General features: G+C 69.6%; 26 protein-coding genes. 16 read left to right on the top strand and 10 right to left on the bottom strand.

The features are described from left to right. Positions 1-2: 2 nt before the first annotated feature. Both rplQ and truA read left to right on the top strand, forming a co-directional pair. The gene (rplQ, locus tag OG892_RS24490) at positions 3-506 is read left to right on the top strand and encodes a 50S ribosomal protein L17 (protein WP_073732672.1); all 504 of its coding nucleotides are present in this window, start codon (positions 3-5) and stop codon (positions 504-506) included. 89 nt (positions 507-595) lie between these two features. Next, on the top strand, positions 596-1,450 hold the full coding sequence (gene truA, locus OG892_RS24495) for a tRNA pseudouridine(38-40) synthase TruA (protein ID WP_371630280.1): 855 nt from the start codon (positions 596-598) through the stop codon (positions 1,448-1,450). Positions 1,451-1,488: 38 nt separating this feature from the next. Here the strand turns inward: truA and OG892_RS24500 are convergent, their stop codons facing one another. After that, positions 1,489-2,343 (bottom strand): hypothetical protein, encoded by an 855-nt coding sequence (locus tag OG892_RS24500; protein ID WP_371630281.1) that lies wholly within the window; start codon positions 2,341-2,343, stop codon positions 1,489-1,491. 67 nt (positions 2,344-2,410) lie between these two features. Here OG892_RS24500 and OG892_RS24505 point away from each other — a divergent pair, with 67 nt between their 5' ends. The 4 genes from OG892_RS24505 (at position 2,411) to glmM (ending at position 7,341) form a co-directional block, all read left to right on the top strand. Beyond that, positions 2,411-4,030 (top strand): ABC-F family ATP-binding cassette domain-containing protein, encoded by a 1,620-nt coding sequence (locus OG892_RS24505; RefSeq protein ID WP_073732669.1) that lies wholly within the window; start codon positions 2,411-2,413, stop codon positions 4,028-4,030. A gap of 763 nt (positions 4,031-4,793) precedes the next feature. Next, positions 4,794-5,237, top strand: coding sequence for a 50S ribosomal protein L13 (gene rplM, locus OG892_RS24510; protein ID WP_024490227.1), 444 nt, complete (start codon positions 4,794-4,796; stop codon positions 5,235-5,237). A gap of 44 nt (positions 5,238-5,281) precedes the next feature. Further along, on the top strand, positions 5,282-5,818 hold the full coding sequence (gene rpsI / locus OG892_RS24515) for a 30S ribosomal protein S9 (RefSeq protein ID WP_024490228.1): 537 nt from the start codon (positions 5,282-5,284) through the stop codon (positions 5,816-5,818). 164 nt (positions 5,819-5,982) lie between these two features. Further along, complete coding sequence (glmM, locus tag OG892_RS24520) at positions 5,983-7,341, top strand: phosphoglucosamine mutase (RefSeq protein WP_073732667.1); 1,359 nt, start codon at positions 5,983-5,985, stop codon at positions 7,339-7,341. A gap of 109 nt (positions 7,342-7,450) precedes the next feature. Here the strand turns inward: glmM and OG892_RS24525 are convergent, their stop codons facing one another. Beyond that, positions 7,451-8,431 carry a DUF389 domain-containing protein gene (locus OG892_RS24525; RefSeq protein WP_371630282.1) on the bottom strand — a complete coding sequence of 327 codons (981 nt, stop codon included), beginning with the start codon at positions 8,429-8,431 and terminating at the stop codon, positions 7,451-7,453. A 28-nt stretch (positions 8,432-8,459) separates the two neighbouring features. After that, entirely contained in the window at positions 8,460-9,455 is a 996-nt protein-coding gene (coaA, locus tag OG892_RS24530; RefSeq protein ID WP_371630283.1) for a type I pantothenate kinase, read from the bottom strand. A gap of 261 nt (positions 9,456-9,716) precedes the next feature. On the opposite strand from coaA, the gene OG892_RS24535 reads away from it, so the two are divergent. Next, positions 9,717-10,082 (top strand): multiprotein-bridging factor 1 family protein, encoded by a 366-nt coding sequence (locus tag OG892_RS24535; RefSeq protein WP_371630284.1) that lies wholly within the window; start codon positions 9,717-9,719, stop codon positions 10,080-10,082. A 37-nt stretch (positions 10,083-10,119) separates the two neighbouring features. Here the strand turns inward: OG892_RS24535 and OG892_RS24540 are convergent, their stop codons facing one another. Next, positions 10,120-10,746 carry a LysE/ArgO family amino acid transporter gene (locus tag OG892_RS24540; protein ID WP_371630285.1) on the bottom strand — a complete coding sequence of 209 codons (627 nt, stop codon included), beginning with the start codon at positions 10,744-10,746 and terminating at the stop codon, positions 10,120-10,122. A gap of 69 nt (positions 10,747-10,815) precedes the next feature. On the opposite strand from OG892_RS24540, the gene OG892_RS24545 reads away from it, so the two are divergent. The 3 genes from OG892_RS24545 to OG892_RS24555 all read left to right on the top strand — a co-directional run bounded on the left by OG892_RS24545 (position 10,816) and on the right by OG892_RS24555 (position 12,632). After that, positions 10,816-11,739, top strand: coding sequence for a LysR family transcriptional regulator ArgP (locus OG892_RS24545; RefSeq protein ID WP_371630286.1), 924 nt, complete (start codon positions 10,816-10,818; stop codon positions 11,737-11,739). Between the two features lie 7 nt (positions 11,740-11,746). Further along, complete coding sequence (locus tag OG892_RS24550) at positions 11,747-12,139, top strand: helix-turn-helix domain-containing protein (RefSeq protein ID WP_199884274.1); 393 nt, start codon at positions 11,747-11,749, stop codon at positions 12,137-12,139. A 79-nt stretch (positions 12,140-12,218) separates the two neighbouring features. Continuing rightward, complete coding sequence (locus OG892_RS24555; protein ID WP_073732660.1) at positions 12,219-12,632, top strand: VOC family protein; 414 nt, start codon at positions 12,219-12,221, stop codon at positions 12,630-12,632. Positions 12,633-12,660: 28 nt separating this feature from the next. Here OG892_RS24555 and OG892_RS24560 read toward each other — a convergent pair whose 3' ends face one another. Continuing rightward, a complete protein-coding gene (locus OG892_RS24560; protein ID WP_328865756.1) occupies positions 12,661-13,707 on the bottom strand; it encodes a sodium:calcium antiporter in 1,047 nt (348 codons plus the stop codon). 221 nt (positions 13,708-13,928) lie between these two features. On the opposite strand from OG892_RS24560, the gene OG892_RS24565 reads away from it, so the two are divergent. The 3 genes from OG892_RS24565 to OG892_RS24575 all read left to right on the top strand — a co-directional run bounded on the left by OG892_RS24565 (position 13,929) and on the right by OG892_RS24575 (position 17,802). Further along, a complete protein-coding gene (locus OG892_RS24565) occupies positions 13,929-14,435 on the top strand; it encodes a hypothetical protein (RefSeq protein WP_371630287.1) in 507 nt (168 codons plus the stop codon). 170 nt (positions 14,436-14,605) lie between these two features. Further along, entirely contained in the window at positions 14,606-17,356 is a 2,751-nt protein-coding gene (locus OG892_RS24570) for a hypothetical protein (RefSeq protein WP_371630288.1), read from the top strand. Continuing rightward, positions 17,353-17,802 (top strand): hypothetical protein, encoded by a 450-nt coding sequence (locus OG892_RS24575; protein WP_073732658.1) that lies wholly within the window; start codon positions 17,353-17,355, stop codon positions 17,800-17,802. The genes OG892_RS24570 and OG892_RS24575 overlap by 4 nt, the downstream gene beginning before the upstream one ends. A 6-nt stretch (positions 17,803-17,808) precedes the next feature. Here OG892_RS24575 and OG892_RS24580 read toward each other — a convergent pair whose 3' ends face one another. Then, complete coding sequence (locus OG892_RS24580) at positions 17,809-18,738, bottom strand: helix-turn-helix domain-containing protein (protein ID WP_371630289.1); 930 nt, start codon at positions 18,736-18,738, stop codon at positions 17,809-17,811. A gap of 345 nt (positions 18,739-19,083) precedes the next feature. Next, the gene (locus OG892_RS24585; RefSeq protein ID WP_371630290.1) at positions 19,084-19,512 is read right to left on the bottom strand and encodes an ATP-binding protein; all 429 of its coding nucleotides are present in this window, start codon (positions 19,510-19,512) and stop codon (positions 19,084-19,086) included. A gap of 136 nt (positions 19,513-19,648) precedes the next feature. Between OG892_RS24585 and OG892_RS24590 the strand changes: the two genes are divergently transcribed. Both OG892_RS24590 and OG892_RS24595 read left to right on the top strand, forming a co-directional pair. Beyond that, complete coding sequence (locus tag OG892_RS24590; RefSeq protein ID WP_371630291.1) at positions 19,649-20,500, top strand: helix-turn-helix domain-containing protein; 852 nt, start codon at positions 19,649-19,651, stop codon at positions 20,498-20,500. After that, positions 20,497-20,703 carry a DUF397 domain-containing protein gene (locus tag OG892_RS24595; protein ID WP_328865749.1) on the top strand — a complete coding sequence of 69 codons (207 nt, stop codon included), beginning with the start codon at positions 20,497-20,499 and terminating at the stop codon, positions 20,701-20,703. The genes OG892_RS24590 and OG892_RS24595 overlap by 4 nt, the downstream gene beginning before the upstream one ends. 362 nt (positions 20,704-21,065) lie before the next feature. On the opposite strand, the gene OG892_RS24600 is transcribed toward OG892_RS24595, so the two are convergent. From OG892_RS24600 to OG892_RS24610, 3 genes are all read right to left on the bottom strand, one after another. Next, positions 21,066-21,455 (bottom strand): hypothetical protein, encoded by a 390-nt coding sequence (locus OG892_RS24600; protein WP_327338574.1) that lies wholly within the window; start codon positions 21,453-21,455, stop codon positions 21,066-21,068. Between the two features lie 269 nt (positions 21,456-21,724). Further along, positions 21,725-22,174 (bottom strand): hypothetical protein, encoded by a 450-nt coding sequence (locus tag OG892_RS24605; RefSeq protein WP_371630292.1) that lies wholly within the window; start codon positions 22,172-22,174, stop codon positions 21,725-21,727. Positions 22,175-22,304: 130 nt separating this feature from the next. Continuing rightward, a complete protein-coding gene (locus tag OG892_RS24610; protein WP_371630293.1) occupies positions 22,305-22,889 on the bottom strand; it encodes a TetR/AcrR family transcriptional regulator in 585 nt (194 codons plus the stop codon). A 132-nt stretch (positions 22,890-23,021) separates the two neighbouring features. On the opposite strand from OG892_RS24610, the gene OG892_RS24615 reads away from it, so the two are divergent. After that, positions 23,022-23,753, top strand: a complete 732-nt coding sequence (locus OG892_RS24615) for an SDR family oxidoreductase (RefSeq protein WP_371630294.1) — start codon at positions 23,022-23,024, stop codon at positions 23,751-23,753. Positions 23,754-23,765: the final 12 nt, after the last annotated feature.

The following is a 23,765-nucleotide window of genomic DNA, read 5'->3' on the forward strand; positions in this document are numbered from 1 at the left end:
CCATGCCTCAGCCCGCCAAGGGCGCCCGTCTGGGCGGCAGCGCTGCGCACGAGAAGCTTCTTCTCAACAACCTCGCGAAGTCGCTGTTCGAGCACGGCCGCATCACCACGACCGAGGCCAAGGCCCGCCGCCTGCGTCCGGTCGCCGAGCGTTTCATCACCAAGGCCAAGAAGGGCGACATCCACAACCGTCGCCTGGTGCTGCAGTCGATCACGGACAAGGGCATCGTCCACACGCTCTTCACCGAGATCGCCCCGCGGTACGAGAACCGCCCCGGTGGTTACACCCGTATCACCAAGATCGGCAACCGTCGTGGCGACAACGCCCCGATGGCCGTCATCGAGCTGGTCGAGGCCCTGACCGTGGCGCAGGCTGCCACCGGTGAGGCCGAGGCCGCCACGAAGCGTGCGGTCAAGGAGGACGCGGCCAAGAAGGACGAGACCCCGGTCGAGTCCGTCGAGGACGCCAAGCCGGCCGCCGCCGACGAGGAGTCCAAGGACGCCTGAGCGTTCTGAGACCTCTGGACGGGCCCGCATCACCCTTCGGGGCGGTGCGGGCCCGTTCCGCTTGTACGGATCTTGAAAGGACCGCTGGTGTGAGTGACGTGGTGGAGCCCGGTTTCGTACGGGTGCGGCTGGACCTGGCCTACGACGGCAAGGACTTCTCCGGCTGGGCGAAACAGACGAGCCGGCGCACCGTCCAGGGGGAGATCGAGGACGCCCTGCGCACCGTGACCCGCTCCTCGCGGACGTACGACCTGACCGTGGCCGGGCGCACCGATGCCGGGGTGCACGCCCGCGGCCAGGTGGCGCACGTGGACCTGCCTGCCGAGGTGTGGGCCGAGCACGCGGACAAGCTGCTGCGGCGGATGGCCGGGCGGATGGCGCCCGATGTGCGGATCATGCGGATCGAGGAGGCCCCGGCGGGTTTCAACGCGCGCTTCTCGGCGCTGTGGCGCAGGTACGCGTACCGGGTGGCGGACCGGCCGGGCGGGGTCGATCCGCTGATCCGGGGTCATGTCCTGTGGCACGACCGGCCGTTGGACATCGATGCGATGAACGAGGCGGCGGCGCTGATGACCGGCGAGCACGACTTCGCCGCGTACTGCAAGAAGCGCGAGGGCGCGACGACCATCCGCACCCTCCAGAAGCTGAACTGGGTGCGGGACGAGGCGTCCGGGGTCATGACGGCGACCGTGCAGGCCGACGCGTTCTGCCACAACATGGTGCGGGCGCTGATCGGGGCGGCCCTGTTCGTGGGGGACGGGCGGCGCCCGGCCGCCTGGCCGGCCGAGGTGCTCGCTGCCGGGGTGCGGGACCCCGGGGTCCACGTGGTGCGGCCGCACGGGCTGACGCTGGAGGAAGTGGCTTACCCGGCCGATGAGTTGCTGGCCGCGCGGGCTGTCGAGGCCCGTAACGTGCGGACGCTGCCGGGGGCCGGCTGCTGCTGAGCGGCCGGCCCCGTGCGGCGGGGGTCAGGTGGTAGGGGTCATGTGGTGGGGGCGGTGGCCGCCTCCGAGGCCTGGACCTCGCCGCGGTGGCGGATCTGGCGGAACGTGAAGTCCGTCAGGTCGTTCCCCACGGTGAAGACGTTCTTGTCGGCCTTGGTGACGCTCTTGCCGTTGGTGAAGCCGCTGATCGCGAAGTAGACGTACCGGCCGTAGTAGTTGGTCGTACGGCGGCAGACGGCGCCGCCCCGGCAGAACGTCGGCACACCCGAGCCGCTCAGTGACGCGATGCTGCCTGAGGCCTGCTGGGCGGTCTTCTTGGCCTGGGCCTCGGTCTCGAAGACCGCCAGCCCGATCGTCACCGCCACGCCGCTGCGGCTGTAGGTGGCCCGGATGACCTGGTCGCAGCCGTTGCCGACGAGGATCGAGCCGAGTGCGCCCTGGGTGGCGGCGGCGCACTTCGTCGTCCGGTTCGTGGCGCCCTTGGCGTAGACGCGGTCGCCCATCTTGAGCTGCTTGCCGGGGAAGAAGGCGTCGGCGCTGACGGGCGCCCGGTCCTTCTTCACGTCGGATATGTAGTCCTTCGGGTCCGGCGGTGGTGGCGGCTGCACCGCGGAGAAGGACGGCTCCGGCTCGGCCGTCTGGCTCGGCAGGTCCGTCGCCGACGGCAGCTGGCTCGCGTCCTTCCCCCCGGAAGCGGCGGTGTCGTCCTTGTTGGTCTTGATCACCGCCGTCGCCACGATCGCCGCGACGGCGGCGGTGGCCAGCGCGCCCCCGCCGATCATCAGCCACCTCTTGCGCTTGTTCCGCGCCGCGGACTGGTCGGCCAGAGCCGACCAGTCCGGAGTACCGCTCTCCCCTGGCCCCCAGGAGGGCCCCCCTTGCCCAAAGCTCATGCCGCGAATCCTAGACGGAACACAAACCGGTTGGGCCAGAGCTTCGCGGGCCGTGACAATGCTGTGTATGGGACATCTTGAAGCAGGCCATCTGGAGTACTACCTACCGGACGGGCGGGTGCTGCTCGGCGATGCTTCGTTCCGTGTGGCGGACGGCGCGGTGGTCGCCCTCGTCGGGGCGAACGGCGCCGGGAAGACCACGCTGCTGCGGCTGCTCGCCGGTGAGCTCCAGCCGCACGGCGGCTCGGTCTCGGTGAGCGGCGGGCTCGGCGTGATGCAGCAGTTCGTCGGCTCGGTACGCGACGAACGCACCGTGCGCGACCTGCTGGTATCCGTCGCCCAGCCCCGTATCCGGGAGGCCGCGCAGGCCGTCGACCGGGCCGAGGAGAAGATCCTCGCCGTGGACGACGAGGCCGCGCAGATGGCGTACGCGCAGGCGCTCAGCGACTGGGCGGAGGCGCGCGGGTACGAGGCCGAGACCGTCTGGGACATGTGCACGACGGCGGCGCTCGGCGTCCCGTACGAGAAGGCGCAGTGGCGCGAGGTGCGCACGCTCTCCGGCGGTGAGCAGAAGCGGCTGGTCCTGGAGGCGCTGCTGCGCGGGCCCGACGAGGTGCTGCTGCTCGACGAGCCGGACAACTATCTGGACGTCCCCGGAAAGCGCTGGCTGGAGGAGAAGCTGAAGGAGACCCGTAAGACGGTCCTCTTCGTCTCCCACGACCGGGAGCTGCTGTCCCGGGCCGCCGAGAAGATCGTCAGCGTCGAGCCCAGTGCGGCCGGCAGCGACGTATGGGTGCACGGCGGCGGCTTCGCCACGTATCACCAGGCCCGCAAGGAGCGGTTCGCGCGCTTCGAGGAGCTGCTGCGGCGCTGGGAGGAGGAGCACGCCCGGCTGAAGGCGCTCGTCCTGCGGATGCGGCAGCAGGCGGCGAACAGCCCCGACATGGCGAACCGCTACCACGCGATGCAGACCCGGTTCAAGAAGTTCGAGGACGCGGGCCCGCCGCCGGAGCCGCCCCGCGAGCAGGACATCCGGATGCGGCTGCGCGGCGGCCGGACCGGGATGCGGGCGGTGACCTGCAAGAACCTTGAGCTGACCGGCCTGATGAAGCCGTTCGACCTGGAGATCTTCTACGGGGAGCGGGTCGCCGTCCTCGGCTCCAACGGGTCGGGCAAGTCGCACTTCCTGCGGCTCCTGGCCGGCGAGCCGGTGGCGCACACGGGGGAGTGGAAGCTCGGGGCGAGGGTGGTGGCCGGCCACTTCGCGCAGACCCACGCCCACCCGGAGCTCCTCGGCAAGACGCTCGTCGAGATCCTGTGGACGGAGCAGGCCAAGGACCGGGGCGGCGCGATGTCGGTGCTGCGGCGGTACGAGCTGGAGCGGCAGGGGGACCAGCCCTTCGAGAAGCTGTCCGGCGGCCAGCAGGCCCGGTTCCAGATCCTGCTGCTCGAACTGGCCGGTACGACGGCGCTGCTCCTGGACGAGCCGACGGACAACCTGGACCTGGAGTCGGCCGAGGCGCTCCAGGACGGCCTTGAGGTGTACGACGGCACGGTGATGGCCGTCACGCACGACCGCTGGTTCGCGAAGTCCTTCGACCGGTATCTGGTCTTCGGCTCCGACGGGGTCGTACGGGAGACGGCGGAGCCGGTCTGGGACGAGCGAAGGGTGTCCCGGGTCCGTTAGGCCTCCGGCGGGGCCCCTGCGGCGCTGGGTCCCGTGTTGCGCTTGCCCCGGTCCGGGGCGCGGGGTTCCGTCCTCAATCGCCGGACGGGCTTTGGTGCGGGTGCTCCGCCTGTGCGGGGTGCGCCTGCCCCGGTGGGCGGGGGGTGGTGCCCCTCCGGGGCGTCTCCTCGAAAATGGCGTGTTCACCCGGGTACGTGAGGGACCCGGGTCGTACGCCATTTCCTGCGGGGACTCCCCTGCACGTCCCCACCCCAGCATCACTCGCGTCTGCACACCGGCCCCGCGACTGTCGCAGACGCGCGACGGCCGGGTTCGGGGGCGTGCAGGGGAGTCCCCGCAGGACGACGAACGGATACCCGGGTCCGCTGCGTACCCGCCGCACGTTCGTCGTTTGAGGAGACGCCCCGGAGGGACCCCGAACCCCCACCCACCGGGAAAGCGCACCCCGCGGGGGACCCGCACCCAAGCCCGTCCGGCGATTGAGGACGGAACCCCGCACCCCGGAAGCCCGCGCCCCAAACCCGCGCGCCCCCGGCCGAGGGCACCGTTTTGACCCGTCCGGGGCGTGGCGGGTACTCTCGGGCGTTGTTATACGTATTGGCTTCGTCGTTCTCACGCGAAGGGCCCTTACGTAGGTTCTCTGGAGCAGTTACCAGTGGCTCGCATACGGGCAGCGTCCCCGGCATTGTCAGCCCCAGCTGCATATCGCTTCAGAGGTGCCATGTGTCTGGACCCCATCCACTGAAGAAGCGAAGGCTACGAAGTGCGTACGTACAGCCCCAAGCCCGGCGATGTCACTCGCCAGTGGCACATCATTGACGCCGAGGACATCGTCCTGGGCCGTCTGGCCACCACGGCTGCGAACCTCCTCCGAGGCAAGCACAAGGCGATCTACGCCCCCCACATGGACATGGGCGACTTCGTCATCATCATCAACGCCGAGAAGGTTCACCTCTCCGGCAACAAGAAGACCCAGAAGATGGCGTACCGCCACTCCGGGTTCCCGGGCGGTCTGCGCTCCGTGCGCTACGACGAGCTTCTCGCGAAGAACCCCGAGAAGGCTGTCGAGAAGGCCATCAAGGGCATGATCCCCAAGAACACTCTGGGTCGCCAGATGATCTCGAAGCTCAAGGTCTACGCGGGTGACCAGCACCCGCACGCTGCCCAGCAGCCGGTCCCGTTCGAGATCACCCAGGTCGCGCAGTAGTTCCGGCCTCCCCCTAAGACGTACAGAAAGATCTGAGGAGAATCGTGGCCGAGACCACTGCAGAGACGCCCGTCGAGGGCACCGAGGTCACCGAGGGCGAAGAGACCTTCGCCGAGGTGACCACCTTCGAGTCCGAGGTGCCCGTCGAGGGCGAGTACACCTCGGAGTCGCTCGTGGGCCGCTTCGGCGACCCGCAGCCCGCGGCCGGCCTTGGCCGTCGCAAGAACGCCATCGCCCGCGTCCGGATCATCCCGGGCACCGGCAAGTGGAAGATCAACGGTCGCACCCTTGAGGACTACTTCCCCAACAAGGTGCACCAGCAGGAAGTCAACGAGCCCTTCAAGGTGCTCGAGCTCGACGGTCGCTACGACGTCATCGCCCGCATCTCGGGTGGCGGCGTCTCCGGCCAGGCCGGTGCCCTGCGCCTCGGTGTCGCCCGTTCGCTCAACGAGGCGGACGAGGACAACAACCGCGCCACGCTGAAGAAGGCCGGCTTCCTCTCCCGCGACGACCGTGCGGTCGAGCGCAAGAAGGCCGGTCTCAAGAAGGCCCGTAAGGCCCCGCAGTACAGCAAGCGCTAAACCGCCTGCTCATCCGCGTTACACGTTCGCCCCGGCGGCACACCTCGTGCTGCCGGGGCGTTCGTTTATTGACAGCCTCGGGCATATAACGGCATAAGACGTTCATACGCTCGTGGACTGCCTGGTCTGTTTTTTGCGTTTCGGAGCACCTTCGGAGGACACCAGTGGGACGACTCTTCGGCACGGACGGCGTGCGCGGTGTCGCCAATGCGGACCTGACGGCTGAGCTCGCGCTCGGCCTGTCGGTCGCTGCGGCGCACGTACTGGGCGAGGTGGGCACCTTCGCGGGCCACCGGCCGACGGCCGTGGTCGGCAGAGATCCCCGTGCCTCCGGAGAGTTCCTGGAGGCCGCAGTGGTGGCGGGCCTCGCCAGCGCGGGCGTCGACGTCCTGCGCGTCGGCGTGCTGCCGACCCCCGCCGTGGCGTACCTCACGGGTGCGCTGGGCGCCGACATCGGCGTGATGCTCTCCGCCAGCCACAACGCCATGCCGGACAACGGCATCAAGTTCTTCGCCCGCGGCGGCCACAAGCTCGCGGACGAGCTGGAGGACCGCATCGAGACGGTCTACGAGCAGCACCGCACGGGCGAGCCGTGGGCCCGCCCCACCGGCGCCGGAGTGGGCCGCATCAGCGACTACGCGGAGGGCTTCGACCGCTACGTCGCTCACCTCATCGGCGTACTGCCCAACCGGCTCGACGGCCTGAAGGTCGTACTGGACGAGGCGCACGGTGCCGCGGCCCGCGTCTCGCCGGAGGCGTTCGCCCGCGCCGGGGCCGAGATCGTCACGATCGGCGCCGAGCCGGACGGCCTGAACATCAACGACGGCTGCGGCTCCACGCACCTGGAGCTGCTCCGCGCCGCCGTCGTCGAGCACGGCGCCGACCTCGGCATCGCGCACGACGGTGACGCCGACCGCTGCCTGGCCGTGGACGCGGCGGGCGAGGAGATCGACGGCGACCAGATCCTGGCCGTCCTCGCCCTCGCCATGCGCGACGCCGGGCAGCTCCGCAAGGGCACCGTGGTCGGCACCGTGATGTCGAACCTCGGCTTCAAGATCGCCATGGAGCGGGAGGGCATCGAGCTCGTCCAGACCGCGGTGGGCGACCGCTATGTGCTGGAGTCGATGAAGGACCAGGGTTACGCCCTGGGCGGCGAGCAGTCCGGCCACGTCATCGTCCTGGACCACGCCACGACCGGTGACGGCACGCTGACCGGCCTGATGCTGGCGGCCAGGGTCGCCGCCACCGGCCGTACGCTCGCCGAGCTGGCGGGTGTGATGGAGCGCCTGCCGCAGGTCCTCATCAACGTGCCGGACGTCGACAAGTCCCGGGTGTCCACCTCCCCGGAGCTGGCCGTGGCCGTGTCCGAGGCCGAGCGCGAGCTGGGCGCCACCGGACGCGTGCTGCTGCGCCAGTCGGGCACGGAGCCGCTGGTACGGGTCATGGTCGAGGCGGCCGACATCGAGCAGGCGCGCGCGGTGGCCGGCCGACTGGCCGACGTGGTGAAGTCCGCGCTCGGATAGCGGGATAGCGGGATAGCGGGATAGCGGGGTAGCGGGAGAGCGATACGGGCGGGCGCCCGGAGCGCGGAGCCCGGAGCCGGGGCCGGTGCCCCGGCTCCGGGGGGCGCTCTCAGCTCCCGCCGCGCCGGTCCGCGGCCGTCCGCGCCGGGGGCCGGACGTTCGCACCCCGGTTGCGGGCCGCCCGCCACAGGGCCTTCTGGGCCAGCAGCGTCAGCGTCCCCGCCAGCACGATCCCGCCGAGGTTCGCCAGCAGCTGCTGCACGGAGCCGGTCATCTGGCCGTAGTCGCTGTAGCTGAACGCCACCGCCGCGTTGGCCGCGGCCGGCACGGTCGTCACGGAGATCGCGACCCCGATCAGCGCGCCGGACTTGGCCGAGGTGAGGGAGAGCGTCCCGGCGATGCCCGCGAGGAACGCGACCACGAACGACATCCAGTCGGGCTGCCAGACGAACGCCGTGTTGGGCCGGTCCGCCTCGATCATCCCCATGTCGAACAGCCCGAGGACGTCCATCAGCCAGGCGAAACCGGCCGTCAGCACCATCGCCACGGCGAAGCCGCCGATCAGCGCCAGCAGCGAGCGCCAGACCAGCCGCGGAGCCCGCTGCACCAGGGCCGTGGAGATCCCGGCCAGCGGACCGAACTCCGGGCCCACCGCCATCGCGCCCACGATCAGGATCGCGTTGTCGAGCATCACACCGCAGGCGGCGAGCATCGTCGCGACCGCGAGGAACGCCACGTAGGTGACGCTGAACGTCGACTCCTCGTGGGTCGCCTCCGTCAGCTCCTCCCACAGCACCGCGTCCGCGCCCTCGCCCGGGGCGTCCGCCTCGGCCCGGTCGGCGCGCGCGGAGAGCGTCAGGTCCATGTTCTCGACGGTGATCGAGCCGTACTCGTCGACGCCGAGCTCCCGCAGCGCCCCGATCAGCTCGTCGCCCGCCTCCCGCGCCACGTCGCACATCACCACGTCGCCCACCGGGTCGCGGGCCACGCCCGGCAGCACCACGAGATGGGCGGTGCCGACGGTCCGCTCCAGCAGATCCGTCACCTCGTCCGTACGGCCGGTGGGCACGATCAGACGCAGATGCAGCACAACGGGCTCCTCGGGTGGGTCCTGCGGCTCAGAGCTTGCGCAGGGACAGCCGCTGGACCTTGTGGTCGGGGCCCTTGCGGAGCACCAGGGTGGCACGGCCCCGGGTCGGCGCGACGTTCTCCACCAGATTCGGCTTGTTGATGGTCCGCCACATCGTCGCCGCGTACTCCAGCGCCTCCGCCTCGGAGACCTGTGTGTACTTGCGGAAGTACGAGGACGGGTCCTGGAACGCCGTCTCGCGCAGCTTGCGGAAGCGGTTGAGGTACCAGGTCTCGATGTCCTCGGGCCGGGCGTCCACGTACACGCTGAAGTCGAAGTAGTCCGCCAGCCCGACCCTGGTGCGGCCGTCCTTGCCGGGGAGCGCGGGCTGGAGCACGTTCAGCCCCTCGACGATGAGGATGTCGGGGCGCCGGACGGCGAGCCGCTCACCGGGCACGATGTCGTAGATCAGGTGCGAGTAGACGGGGGCGGTCACCTCGTCCTTGCCCGCCTTGATGTCCGCGACGAAGCGGGTCAGGGCGCGCCGGTCGTAGGACTCGGGGAACCCCTTGCGCGACATCAGCCCGCGCGCGTGGAGCTCCTTCATCGGCAGCAGGAACCCGTCGGTGGTGACCCGCTCCACCCGGGGGTGCTCCGGCCAGCGGGCCAGCAGCGCCTGGAGGAGACGGGCGCTGGTCGACTTGCCGACCGCGACGCTGCCCGCGACCCCTATGACGAACGGGGTGCCGCGCTGCGCCCCCTGCCCGTTGCCCGCGTCCCCGAGGAAGGTGTTCAGCGCGCCGCGCAGCCCGGACGTGGCCTGCACGTACAGGTTGAGGAGCCGGGAGAGCGGCAGGTATACATCCCGCACCTCGTCGAGGTCGATGACGTCCCCGAGCCCGCGCAGCCGCTCCACCTCCTCGGCGGTCAGCGGCAGCGGCGTCTTGTCGCGCAGCGCGCTCCACTCCGCTCGGGAGAGGTCGACGTACGGCGTCGCGGCGTGCTCGGCGCGTCGGTTCGTGCTCCGTGTCGGCGAAGTGATCACAGGTTCATTGTCGCGGGAATTCGAACGGAGCGGGGGGTGGGGTCGGTCACGTGGCGGGCGGGCCCGGCGTGGCCGCTAGCCGGAGGCCGGGGTCGAGGTCGCGTTGCGGCGCGACTCATATCGATTTCTATATATTAGGCGGGTGGGTGATTTGCGGCGGGGCGAGATCGAACCAGAGGTCCGGCAGTGGCTGAGCTTCTGAGTGTGCGAGTCGGACCACGGTCCTGCTCGGCACGACTACGACAGGACGGAGGAGAGCCCGTGAACCACGCGCAGTGGAAGACTCGCCGGACCAGGAAGCTCCTGGGGGAGACGGAGGAAGAGTCCCTCGCCTATGTGGAAGCCGGCTACGCGTTCGCGCTGGGGCAGGCCGTCTACGACCGGCGCGCCGTCCTTGGCATCTCGCAGGCGGAGTTGGCGAGGAACGCGGAGATGACCCAGTCCCAGATCTCTCACATCGAGAGCGGGGATTCCGTACCGACCCTGCCCCTGCTCACCCGCCTGGCCAAGGCACTCGACGCTGCTCTGACCATCGACCTGGACGGCGACACATCGGCCTTCGTTTTCACCCCGCACGAGCGCCATCAGCCGGAGGACGGTACGGGAAGGGGCCGGCCGGCGGCCTGACGGCGGTCGTGCCACGGAAATCCGTGCGCCGCGTGCGTCAGACCGAGCGGGCCAGCAGCATGGCGCCCATCGTGAGCATCGTGAGCGCGACGAGCGCGTCCAGGATCCGCCAGGCGGCGGGGCGGTTGAGGATTCCGCTGAGCAGCCGGGCGCCGTAGGCGAGGCCGGCGAACCACACCAGGCTGGCCAGGATCGCTCCGAACCCGAAGACCCAGCGCAGCGAGCCGCGTTCGGCGGCGACCGAGCCGAGCAGCAGCACGGTGTCGAGGTACACGTGCGGGTTGAGCCAGGTCAGGGCCAGGCAGGTGAGCACCGCCGTACGGATGGAGCCCGTCGAGGCGCCCTCGGCCGTCAGCGCCTGCCCGGAGGCGGGGCGCAGGGCGCGGCGCGCGGCCAGGGCGCCGTAACAGAGCAGGTAGCCGCCACCGGCCAGACCGACCGCGGTCAGGACGGCGGGCCACGCGGCCACCGCGGTTCCCAGCCCGGCCACTCCCAGGGCGATGAGGGCGGCGTCCGACGCGGCGCAGATGCCCACCACCGCGAGCACGGCCTGCCTGCGCACGCCCTGGCGCAGGACGAAGGCGTTCTGCGCGCCGATGGCGACGATGAGGGAGAGGCCCGTACTGAATCCGGCGATGGCCACCGGGAGGATGTCGCTGTTCACTCCGTCGACGCTATGGACCACGGGACCATCAGTACAGCTAAAGTTTCTTAGGTAAGATTAGCGATTGTGATGATCGAGCTTCCGTCCGACCACATGCGCACGCTGCTCGCCGTCGTTGCCGAGGGCACCTTCGATGCCGCCGCCGCGGTTCTGCATGTGACGCCGTCCGCGGTCAGCCAGCGGGTCAAGGCGTTGGAGCAGCGCACCGGCCGCGTGCTGCTGATGCGGACGAAGCCGGTCAGGCTGACGGAGTCCGGCCGGGTGGTGGTGCGGTACGCGCGCCAACTGGCCGCGCTGGAGCGCGAAGCGCACCTGGAGCTGGGCATCGCGGACGCCTCGGGCCCGGCGCGGCTGCCCATAGCGGTGAACGCGGACTCGCTGGCCACCTGGTTCCTCACCGCCCTGACGCGGGTGCCGCAGGACGTGCCGGTCTGCTTCGAGCTGCACCGCGAGGACGAGGCGCTCACCGCGACGCTGTTGCGCGAGGGGCAGGTGATGGCGGCGGTGACGTCGTCGGCGGAGCCGGTCGCCGGCTGCGTCGTGCGTCCGTTGGGCCTGGCCCGCTATCTGCCGGTGGCGACCCCCCGGTTCGCGGAACGCCATCTGGGAACGGCCCCTCTTGAGCGCTCGCTGTCTGAGGCGCCGGTGATCGTCTTCGACCGCCGGGACGAACTCCAGGACCGCTTCGTCCGGTCCCTCTCGCCCAGTGCCCCGGGTGCTGGGCGGATGCGTCACCACGTGCCCACGTCGGAGGGCTTCTGCGACGCGGTGGCGGCCGGTCTCGGCTGGGGCCTGGTCCCGGAGGCGCAGGCGGACCCGCTGCTGCGGTCGGGCGCCCTCGTGGAACTGGCGCCGGGACGGCGGCTGGACGTGCCCCTGTACTGGCAGCACTGGAAGCTGGACGTGCCCGCGCTGGCCGTCGTGACGGGCGTCATCGCCGCCACGGCGGCCGAGTTTCTGTACGGGGATCCGCACCCCGTCCCCGTGGTGTGATGGCAGGGTGAGCCGTGCCGCAGAGGAGTCGAACCGCCGGATGCTCCGGGCCCGGGACGCGATGGACCGTTCCTACGCGCAGCCGCTGGACGTACCCGCCCTGGCCCGTATCGCGCACGTCTCCCCGGCGCACTTCTCGCGCACCTTCCGGGCCACGTTCGGTGAGACGCCGCACCGCTACCTGCAGCGCCGCCGGGTGGAGCGCGCGATGTTCCTGCTGCGGGAGACCGGGCGCAGCGTGACGGACATCTGCTTCGAGGTCGGCTTCGGCAGCACCGGCACCTTCAGCCGTACCTTCAGCGCGATCGTCGGCCGCTCGCCGAGGGCGTACCGCAAGCAATCCGTGCCGACGGGCGTACCCACGTGCTTCACGATGGCGTGGACGAGGCCCAGCGACTGAGCAGTTGAGGGCGGTGCGACGGCGCGATCCAGCAGTTCCGGATAAGTTTTCCCGGCCCGGCGCCCGTAGCGTTGAGCACATGTTCAACGCAATCACGCACTCACAGATCTACGTCCTCGACCAGGACCAGGCCCTCGACTTCTACGTCGGCAAGCTCGGCCTCGAAGTCGCCGCCGATGTCGACATGGGCATCATGCGCTGGCTCGCCGTCAGCGTCCCCGGCCACCCCGAGCGCCAGATCCTGCTGGAGCGGCCGGGCGCCCCCGCGATGTCCGAGGAGACCGCGGAGCAGGTACGCGAGCTGGTGACCAAGGGCGCGATGGGCGGCTGGCTCATCCTCACCACGGACGACTGCCGCAAGACGTACGAGACGCTGCTGGCCAAGGGCGTCGAGTTCACCGAGGAGCCCACAGACCGCGACTACGGCATCGACTGCGGCCTGCGCGACCCGTTCGGCAACCGCCTCCGCTTCACCCAGCTCAAGACCGTCTGAAGGCCGCTGAGGACGGCCGTCGGCCGGGTCAGGCCAGGATCGGGATGAGTCCCAGCCCGAAGACGGCGTAGAAGAGCGCCGTCACGGCCAGCCGCCCGGGGGTGAGCCGGTGGGCGCGCATCGTCAGCAGCAGGTAGACGATCGCGGCCATGGTGATCAGCCCGGACCAGAGCAGGGCGCCGTCGAACTCCCAGCTGGTGAACAGCAGCCCCAGGCCGCTGGGGACGGTCGCCTGGATCATCATCGCGCCGGAGATGTTCGCCAGCGCCAGCTGGGTCTTGCCCTGCCGGACCCAGATGATCGCGTTCATGACCTCGGGCAGCTCCGTCGCGACCGGCGACAGGAGCAGCGCGGTGACGGCGGACGAGAGCCCGAGCATCGGGCCGATCGCGTCGAGCTGCCTCACGAACAGCTGGGACGCGAAGAAGATGACGGCGAGGGTGGCCAGGGTCTGGACCACGACGGCCCAGGTCTCCGGGACGGCGGACCGGGGGCGGAGCTTCAGCGGCTCCAGCTCCTCGTCCTCCCCGCCGTCGTCGCCGCTGCGGATCTCGCGCCAGAAGTAGACGGCGTACGCGGCGAAGAACAGCACGCCGAGGACCGGCTTGAAGGCGAACGCCACCAGGCCGAGGGCGACCTTGACCACGAAGATCGGCAGGAACCAGGTCTGGTCCTTGGCCAGCCGCTTCATGTCCTTCTCGTCCCCGAGCGGGGCCCGTACGCCATCACTGCCGCCACCGTCGCCACGGCCGGCCGGGTCCGGGGCGTGCTCCCTGCGCCGCTTGAGGAACAGCATCGCGCCCGTCACGCCGTAGGCGATCGTGGACAGCGCGAGCGGGCCGCCCATCGCCGCGCCGACGCCGATGTTCTTGGCCTCCTCGTCGGCGCCCGTGGTGACCGCGACCAGCGTGACGACCGACTCCGGCAGCGCGGTGCCGAACGCGGCCAGGATCGTCCCGACCGCCATCTTCCCGACGTCGAGGCGCTGCCCCAGCCACTCCACCGCGTTGACGAACCACTCGCATGAGAGGTAGATCGCCACCGCGCACACGATGAGCAGAACGAAATGGATCACACTGACCGCCCGGCCTTCCCGCACCACGGATTCCTGGGCTCTGGGCTTCTGGGTCCGCGACGCCCACCCGCCAGATTCTGCACGGGCCCGGCTGCCGGGAGCCGCAGTGACTCCAGCAAGTCGCTGACCTGTTGGATTCGATTCATGGCCGGGCGGACCGGCCTCGCGGCGCCCTACATTCGGTTCATGACACACGCCTTGCAATTCCGTTCGGTGGCGACGTGAGCGGTTGGTGGGACTACTTGGAGGAACAGACCCGCCAGGAGGTGGACGCGAGCGTGCTGGGCGATCGTCGAATGACGGCCGTCCGAGCCGTGTGGGAAGCCCTGCGCCCAATGGATTTGGGCCTGCGCGAGGCGGAACAGGTGGTCCACGCCCGTTACGCGGCCCTTGGCGATCGCGTGCGGTACAGCCGGCCCGATCCGCTTGACGTCCCCTCACTTGCCGCCCGCGCCACGGCGTTCCCGGGTCGCGTGGCGGGCGTTGAGGCCCTGTGGGACGGCGACACCGTTCACGACTGGTTCGTGCTGCTGGTCGCGGTCCTGGAGCGTCCGGCCGGAGAAGGTCACCTGGCGACCGTCCACCGCGGCCCCGGCGGCCCCGGGCCGGGTACCGTCGCGGCCGGAGCAGGCCGGGCCCTGGCCGACCACCTCGGAGTGCCGTTCCGCTTCGACTCCCCGGATGTCCCTGACGACGGGTCCCCGCGCGGGCGGCCTCGGGTGCCCTGAACGCGCGGTTGCAGCCGGCTGTCCGAGGGCCTTCCGACGCGACCTTTGGGCCTGGCCATGGGCCCGTGGGCCCTTCGGGTTGGGCCTCCCGCGTACCTAACGTGACGCATACGCGTCACGGCTGGATCGGGGAGGCCGGACGTCTTCAGCAGTCGGCGAAGGGTTGCCCGTTGTCGGACTCACAAGGCCTGGTGCTTCGCGGGGAGCTTCCCCGGTCGCTCGCCGTGATGCGGGTGCTCCTGTATCTGATGTTCGGCCTCACGCTGCTGGGCGGCGTCGCTGTGCTCAACTCACTGCTGGAACTGGGCAGCCACATCACCCCGATGCTCTCTCTGATGGCGCTGTACGCGGTCGTGCCGGGTATTGCCGCCGTGATTCTGGCGCGGCTCGTGTGGACAGGTGGGAGAGCGGTCTGGATCGGGCTGATCGTGCTCCAGGTCTGGCTGCTGGCCGGTGGCATCGTCAACCTGTACGAGGGCTCGACGCGCGGGCTCAGCCAACTGCTGCTCCCGGGCGTGCTGCTGGCTCTGGCCAGTGTGAGCGCCAGCCGGACCTGGTTCGAACTGCCGCCGCAGCAACGGGCGGTGAGGCCGCGCTGGACGCGTGAGTGGTTCCGCCGGGAGGCGTTCCCGTCGATCCCGCACCTGATCACGTGGCGCCGGAACCGGGGCCAGACGTCGGTCGAGTACCTCGGCCTGATCACCCTGGTCGCCGTCATCATCGGCGTACTCCTGCTCAGCGGCACGGGGGCCCAGATCACGGGCCGCATCCAGGAGGCGGTGTGCAGCCTCGTCGGGGAGGACGACTGCTCGGGCGACACGGTCGCAGGGGATGACGGCGGCGGGCAGGGCGGTGATCCCTCCGGTGGCGGTAGTGGTGCCAGTGGAGGTGCCGGTGGTGGCAGCGCTGGTGGCAGTAGTGGCGGCAGCAGCGGTGGCAGTAGTGGTGGCAGTGGTGGTGACTCGGGCGGGAGCTCGGGTGACGACGACGACGGCGGTGGTGACGACGGCGGTGGTGCCTCGGGTGGCGCCAGCGGAAGCGCAAGCGGAAGCGACGGTGGAGACAACTCAGGTGGTGGAGTCAGCGGTGGTGTCTCAGGCGGTAGCAGCGGCGGGAAGTCCGGTGGCGACAACTCCACCGGCAGCAGCGGCAATGGCTCCGGTGGGAACAGCTCCGGGGGAGACGACTCCAGCTCCAGCGGTGGTGCCGGCGGCGGCCACTCCGGCGGCGGGGACAACGGGGGCGGGGACAACGGAGGCCACTCCGGCGGCGGCAGCTCCGGTGGTGACAGCGGTGACAGCGGTGACAGTGGCGGAGGAAGCGCCGGCGGTGGTGACTCCGGGGGTGGGGACAGTGGCGGCGGTGTCTCCGGCGGCAGCAGTGGTGGGGATTCCGGTGGCAACGATTCCGGGGGTAGTGACTCCGGTGGTGGCGACTCCAGCAGTGGTGGAAGCGACTCCGGTGGCGGGGACAGTGGCGGCGGTGACTCCAGTAGCGGTGGAAGCGACTCCGGTGGTGATGATTCCAGCAGCGGTGGCAACAACTCTGGGGGCAGTGACTCCGATGGTGGGGATAGCGGTGGCGGTGACTCCGGCGGTAGTGATTCCAGTAGCGGTGGAAGCGACTCCGGTGGCGGAGACAGCGGCAGCGGTGGAGACAGCGGTGGTGGCGCCTCCGGAGGGAACTCCAGCGGCGGTCTGATCAGTGGCGGCCTGCTCAGCGGTGGGCTCATCACCGGCGGTCTGCTCAGCGGCGGAATGGTCAGCGGCGGTTCGTCCGGCGGCAGCAGCGGCGGCTCGTCCAGCAGCAGTGGTGGTTCGTCCGGCGGCAGTGACAGCGGTGGGAAGTCCGGCGGGACCAACTCCACTGGCGGGGACTCCACCGGCGGGGACTCCGGTGGCGATGAGGACGACTGCGACGACAGCGGATCGTCATCCGGTGGTTCGGACGCCTCCGGTGGCGCTGCGAGCATCGGTGGGGGAAGGAGCATCGGTGGTGCAGGGCCCCGCCTCATCGCGCTCTGCGACGACGGCGACGACGATGACGACGACGACAAGGACGATGACGACGACAAGGACGACTGCCGGGACGACAACGCCGCTTACCGCAGCGGCCTGACCACCGTCGCCCCCGGCAACGGGCGCTACACGCTCGCCTCGGCCGCTGCTCCGCACCGGGTCCTCATCAGCGGCAGGCTCGCAGCGGGGCGGAGGAGCCCTTCTCCGATGGAAGTGATGGAGAAGGTGTCCGGGTACACCCTCCCCGGTATCGACAGGTACCAGGACGTGGAGGACAGGCTCAGCAACGCGATCGGGCTCACGGACCCGCCGCCCCCGCCGATCAAGGACGACCCGAAGCCGGACCCGGAGCCCTCGGACGACTGCTCCTCCGACGACTCGGACGACCCGGATGACGACAAGTGCCCGGTGGTCGCGGCTCCCGGCCGCGAGGCCGAGCGGGGTGGCGTCCTGCGCGTGTCCACCGTGGCCAACGGTGGTATCCGGAACGCGGCAGACGACTGCGACGACGACACTCCTCCGCCCAACAAGAAGTTCGGCGACGACCAGAGCAAGGAGCAGAACCGCGCCTCGATCGACGATCTGAATCCGGGCGAAGGGTTCACCGGCGTCTGGCAGCCGGGCGGCAAGATGAGGGGAAGGCTGAGCGGTGACGCCGAGGGGGCCCTGGTCAACCGTCGCGGCGGGCACGCCAAGATCAACCGGGAGGACTTCGGCAACGCCGACAACACCGTGGGCTTCGCGGCCATCAAGAAGCCGGACGGCAACCTGGAGGTGACCTTCATCTCGGGCCTCAACCTGGCGCACTTCGGGGGTCGCACCACTGTGCCGGAGAAGTACAAGAAGGAGATCATCGAGGAGTTGGCGGAGATCACCGGACTGAAGGTGGAAGAGAAGACGTGAGCGCGAACGGCAGTGGCGACGGTGTGCGGGCCGACGGGGAGGCGTTCGTCGTCGGCGGCCTCCCCGTCCCGCCCGAGCTGGCCGGACTCATCAGGACGGGGAAGTGGGTGCCACCCGCTGTGGAGGTCCTGCGCCGGATCTTCGACGACGAGCCCGTGCAGCCGTGCTTCTACAGCGAGAGCGTGCTCGTACGGGAGAACAACGACTGGCACACCGAGACGGACCCCGTCTGGCTGGGAGACCCGGCCGACGAGAGGAACGAGGGGATCGTCCCGGAACGGTCGCTCTCGATCGCGGACCTCGGCCCGGACATGCCGGTCATGCTCGACTACCGCGAGTCGCTCACCGCTCCGCGTGTGCTGTACATGAACGACACCGGGTGGGTACAAGTGGCAGCGAACGTCAGGGAGTTCCTTGCCCTCCTGTACCCGGACGAGAGCAGCTGATGGTTGCTACGCGGTGACGGACAACTCCGCGAGGCACTCGCCGCACCGGCCGGCCTCGGGGGCTCTGAACGCGCGGTCGCAGTCGTCGCAGTTCTGGAGCGGCACCGGGGGAGGGGTGAACGGCGCGGGCGGGACGGCGGCCGGGAGCAGGGCGCTCAGCCGGTGCGCCAGCAGCTTGGCCGGGTACTTCAGGGGTACGGGCAGGTCCGTCGTCAGGGCCAGGGTGATCGAGGCGGGGGCGGCGTCGCGTTCCAGCCAGGCGGTTACGGCGGGCGTGAGGCTGCGGATGTCGCTCTCGGAGAGGACGAGTACGGGAGCCTCGCGCCGCAGCCCGAGCAGGATGGCCGACGCGCGTCGGTGCAGGTCCGGGTTGGGTTCCTGCCGCCGAGGGGCGGGGACGGAGACGGGGACCGGTACGGGAGCGGGCGCGGGGGCCGGTGCGGCAACCAGGACCGGGGCCGGAGCCGGAGCCTCAACCGGGGCCGCTGCCGCGGCAGGAACAGGAACAGGAACAGGAACAGGAACGGGAGCGGGAGCGGGCGGCAGGTCGGCCGCGACGTCGCACGGCTGGTTGTACGACGTCGAGCGCGTGATCACGCGGCCACTGGCCAGGCGCTCGCGGGTGCGCCTCAGGTAGCCCTTGGTTTCGAGTTCGCGCAAGGCCTCAGCGATGCGGTACTCGCTCTCCGGGAAGCGCTCGACCAGGAACTTGATGCCGATCTTGGCCCCGTCCGGCAGCGACTGGATGTGTACGGCGAGCCCGATCGCGACCAGGGAGAGCTCCTGGTGCTGGGCGAGATGGTTGCCCACGACCGTGAAGTGACTGGTGTGGCGCACGTTGACGTGGAGGACACCGCCGGACCGGGCGCTGGACCGGGCACCTGATGAGGTGCCTGAAGAGGCGCGCGAGGGCGCGATATTCTGCTGGTTATCCATCGGGAAGATCTGCTGCTTCCTCTTGGTCAGGCCCTCGCTCGGGATTCCAGTCCCGGCGGGGGCCATCTCATGTCTGAAGTTGGTTTCGTGAGCATATGCCAGGCAACCCGGGCGAAATCCAGCTCAGTTGGCCAACCTCACCCGTGTGAGTGACGGGCGCCCACGCGGGTGCGCGGGGGCCTGCTGAGGTCCACCGGGGTGGGTTGGGTGGGGTTGGGTTTGAGAGTTCCTTCTTCCCAAAGGACTTAAAAGCCTTTTACGTCGTGGGCAGCCGCGTCGTGGGCAGCTGCGTCGCGGCCGACCGGGTCGTGGTCCACCGCGTCGCGGCCGACCGGGTCGCGGTGGTCACGATCCGGTGAGGGAGAGCTCCGCCCAGACCGTCTTGCGCGGGAACGGGCCGTGCCGGACGCCCCAGCGCGTGGCCAGTGCCTCGACGAGAAGGAGCCCCCGCCCGGACTCGTACACCTCGTACACCTCGGACTGATCCGGCACCCGGGGCAGCCGCTCCCCGCGTGCGTCCGCCACCTCGATGCGCAGCGTGTCCCCGGTGACCGTCAGCAGGATGCGGAAGTCGCGCCCCGGTACGTAACCGTGCATCACCGCGTTCGACGCCAGCTCAGCGATGACCTGTCTGGCGTCGTCCAGCGGCAGCCCCCAGGAGCGGAGCTGTTCGGTCGCCAGCAGCCGGGCCAGCCGGGCGCCCCGACGGGTGGCGGAGAGCTGCACGGCGAACTGTCCGCTGCGTGCACGCGGTTGGGTGATTTCTCGGTTCACGTCACTCAGCGTGGCCGCCCGTCGCTACGCTGAAAAGCAGTGACACGTATACGGACGGTGACTGTCCAGCGGTCGTACGGGCCTGTCCACGCCGTACAGCGCAGGAGCGCCGCGAACGGGTGGAGGCGGATGGCGCATGACTGGCAACGACATGGTGGACGGGCCGGATTGGGCGGTCGATCCCGAGGACGAGTCGGGTGCCGTGATGGCCATGGTCGGCAGGCAGATCCGGCTCTGGCGTGAGGCGGCGGGCTTACGCGCGGCGGAACTGGGCGAGGCGATCGGGTACGGCGAGAACCTGGTCTACAAGGTGGAGGCCGGTACCCGGATCGCCAAACCGGAGTTCCTGGACCGGACGGACGACGTCCTGGGCGCGAAGGGCAAGATCGCCGCGATGAAGAAGGATGTCGCGGAGGCGCGGTATCCGAAGAAGGTCCGCGATCTCGCCAAGTTGGAGGCCGATGCGGTCGAGTTGGGCTCGTATGCGTCCGGTGTGATCGACGGGCTGCTTCAGACGGAGGCGTATGCCCGCGCTCTCTACGGGGAGCGGCGCCCGGCGTTCACCGAGGAACAGGTCGACCGCTTCGTGGCCGCACGAATGGCTCGGCAGGCGATCTTCGAGCGTCGGCCCGCCCCGCTGCTGACCTTCGTGCAGGAAGAAGCCACGCTCAGGCGCCCCACGGGCGGAAGAGCAGTGTTGCGTCGACAGCTCGAACACCTGCTGGACCTAGGCAAGTTGAGGCATGTCGAGATCCAGGTGATGCCGACCGAGACCGAGGAACACGCCGGCTTGGACGGCCCTCACCGGGTGTTTAAGCTGACTGACGGTACGGCTGTGGGGCTCAATGAGGTACAGCTCACCAGTCGGCTCATCAGCGATCCCAAGGAAGTCCAGATCCTTGACATGCGTTACGGCCTGACCCGGGCCCAGGCGCTCACGCCTCGGCTCTCGCGCATCTTCATCGAAAAACTGCTGGGAGAGACATGACTGCGAAGCGCTCGGACGGAAGCCCTTCCGACCTGACCTGGTTCAAGAGCAGCTACAGCACCAGCGACGGTCCCTCGTGCGTCGAGGTCGCCGCCGCCCCCACCACCGTCCACGTCCGCGACTCGAAGAACATCCCCGGCCCCGAACTCGGCTTCGCCCCGGGCGCCTGGGCCGAGTTCGTCTCGTACGCGTCGACCGACTGAGCGTCGGCACACCGCCACCGCCGTCCCCCCGAGGGCCTGCCCGCGCATACGCGTGTGTGGCAGGCCCTCGGTGCTGCGTGAGGGGGCGGGGCCGTACCTCCGGCCAGAACCGGCCGAGGGGATGGTCGATCGGGTGGAGGGCGTTGGTCATCACCGCTGCTGGGCGAGGGTGCTCGGACGGATTGCCTGATTGCCGAAGCGGGCCCGTGCCCGGACAGCGACGACGTATCCGGCTGCGACATGGAGAAATCGTGACCGACGACCACGCTCACCTGCTCGTCGCCATCGTCGAGCTCTGCGGCGAGCTGGGAGTTACCCGTAACGGGCGCTTCAGGGCGCGGTCATCCCAGAAGGCTGCGCGGTCAGCGACGACCGCCGCCGATGCGGCGGTCGTCGGCCAGTCCGGTCAGCGGGCCGAACTCGCAGGCAAGCTGGTTCCACGTCAGAACCTCGCCACAGCGGGCCGGGAAATCCTTCGGGTCGAACTCGGGCATGGTCCAGGTGCCGGTGTCCCGGTCCCGCAGCCACAGGTCCCCGTCACCGTCGACCACGGTCGGCGGGACCGGTACGGGCTCGGCCTGATCGGTGGGCTCCCAGGTGACCCGGCCCGGGTGGGAAGCGCGGCGCAGCTCGGTGGTGGCCAGCCGTGCGGCCAAGTCACGGGTGGACTCTTCGGCGTCCTTGACCGACGCGAGTCGGAATGCGTCGTCAAGTACGGGCAGGGCTGGAGTCTTGCTGCGCTTTGAACTCATACGCTGACTACCTCCGGTAGGGGGAGTGACATCCGTTATGGCACCCCGTAGAGGATCACGGTATCCGAGGCGGGAGCCGGGTCGGCTATGACCACTGTCCAGGTGGAGGCGCCGGCACACAGGGCGGTGGGGCCATGCCGTTTCGTTCGGATCATCGGGCTGACCACAGGAGGATGCCTGCGATGTGGAGTCCGGCGAGGTGGATCGTGGCGATCTTCTCGTAGCGGGTGGCGATGCCGCGCCATTGCTTCGTCCCCACGGGAGCCGGGCTACTCCAGTCCTCCGGTCTCGACGATGTGGGCCAGGAAAAGCTCGATCAATTGGCTCTTCTCGGTAATGGGTACGTCGGCATCCGGAATCCCGCTTTCCACCCCCCACTCGGTATTGAACGTGATGGTGTGCCCGGGCGGTATGGCGCTGGTTCTTAGCCATTCAACAAAATCTGCTGCCTGTTGTGCTGTGCAGTTTTGGGCCGCAACGCCCTCCGGGGAAATCTTGGCCATGCCTTCGAGTTCTTTTCCCTCAAGGGTGAATTCGAAAAACATGAAAGAGTCGCCGGGCGAGTTCCCGTCTCGGGGATCTTCTACGCGAATGAATACTTCGGGGTTGGCCTCAAGTAGGCGCTGCTTGAGGTAGGTGAATGTCAATCCCCATGTGTCGCCTGGTGAAGGAGCGAAGATGAACAGCGTCTCCAGCTCTTCCAGGTCGAAGTTTTTCACTGCGGAATCTCATTTCGGTGTGCTCGCCGGAGCCGTTCCCCTGCGCGCACGCGCCACACCGCGCATTGGCGGCAATCCTCCGACACTGCCTGGATCCGGCAGTTCCGCGGCCGGGCTTCTGTCGTCAGTTTTAGGGGAGTTGCGACGGCGCGGCCTTCAGTCCGTCCAGGGTGAGGTCGAGGAGGCGTTCGGCCTGCTCTCGCTGCTCGGGCTTGGCCGAGGTGAGGGCGATGCCGGCGAGGGCGGCGAACATGTCGGTCGGGCTGATGTCGGACCGGATCGTTCCGGCAGCGGTATTGGCGTCCATGAGGGAGGAGAGGGCGGCCTGAATCATCTTGTGACTGTCGGCGTAGGGATTGGTTCCGGCGCTGACGACGGCTCGCAGCGCTTCGGCCATGCCGAGTTTGGCGGTGGCGTAGTCGATGAAGCGGCGAGTCCAGGCCCGTAGGGCCTCGGGCGGCGACATCGCCGCAAGGAGGCCGGGGACGGCGTCGCACAGCCGGGCCACTTCGTTGCGGTACGCCGCCTCGATCAGGGCTTCCCTGGTCGGGAAGTTGCGGTAGAGGGTGCCGGTTCCCACGCCTGCTTCTCTGGCGATGCGCTCGAAGTGCGCATCCAGTCCCTCCTCGGTGAACACGCGCACCGCGGCGGCCAGGATCTTGTCCCGGTTCCGCTGTGCGTCAGCCCTCAGCGGGCGTCCTGCATCCCGGGTCATCGATGACTCTCCCCTGTCTCCATTTGCTAAGTGGAGGAGCCGCCACTTAGTGTGGGTGAAGTGGCGGGGCCTCCACTTTCACTTTAGGGCATGGCGGCCGCCCCCACTCCTCCACCGGAAGGACCGTCCATCATGTCGGGAATCGAAGGAAAAGTCGTAGCGATCACGGGCGCCAGCAGCGGCATCGGTGAGGCGACCGCGCTCCTGCTCGCCGAGCGCGGCGCGAAGGTCGTCCTCGGGGCACGCCGTCCGGAGCGTCTTGAGGCCCTGGCCGCCCGCATCGAAAAGGCCGGCGGGGAAGCCGCCTGGGCCCGCACGGACGTGACGCGGCGCGAGGACCTTTCCGGTCTCGTCGAGCTGGCACGCGATCGGTACGGCAAGCTCGACGTCCTCGTCAGCAATGCCGGGGTCGGCCTGATCTCCCGTCTGGACGACCTGCGCGTCGAGGACTGGGAGGAGATGATCGACGTCAACCTCAAAGGGGTCCTGTACGGGATCGCCGCAGCCCTTCCCGTCTTCCGGGAGCAGGGCTTCGGGCACTTCGTGAACACCGTGTCCACCGCCGGACTGCGCATCGTGCCGCTCCAGTCGGTGTACGCCGGCACGAAGAACGCCGTGCGCACCATCTCCGAGGGCCTGCGCCAGGAGGCCGGCGACAGCCTGCGCGTGACCATCGTCTCGCCCGGCGCCGTCCGTACGGACTTCGCGGAGCGCATGGATCCGGCGGTGAAGGACCAGATCGACAAGATGATGGAGGTGGCCCTCTCGCCGGACGCGGTGGCCCGCGCCATCGCCTTCGCCATCGAACAGCCGGACGGTGTCGATGTGGGTGACATCGTCGTCCGCCCCACCGCCCAGGGATAGGCCCGCGCGGCC

The organism is Streptomyces sp. NBC_00341 (assembly GCF_041435055.1).
In the GTDB taxonomy this organism is placed as follows: domain Bacteria; phylum Actinomycetota; class Actinomycetes; order Streptomycetales; family Streptomycetaceae; genus Streptomyces.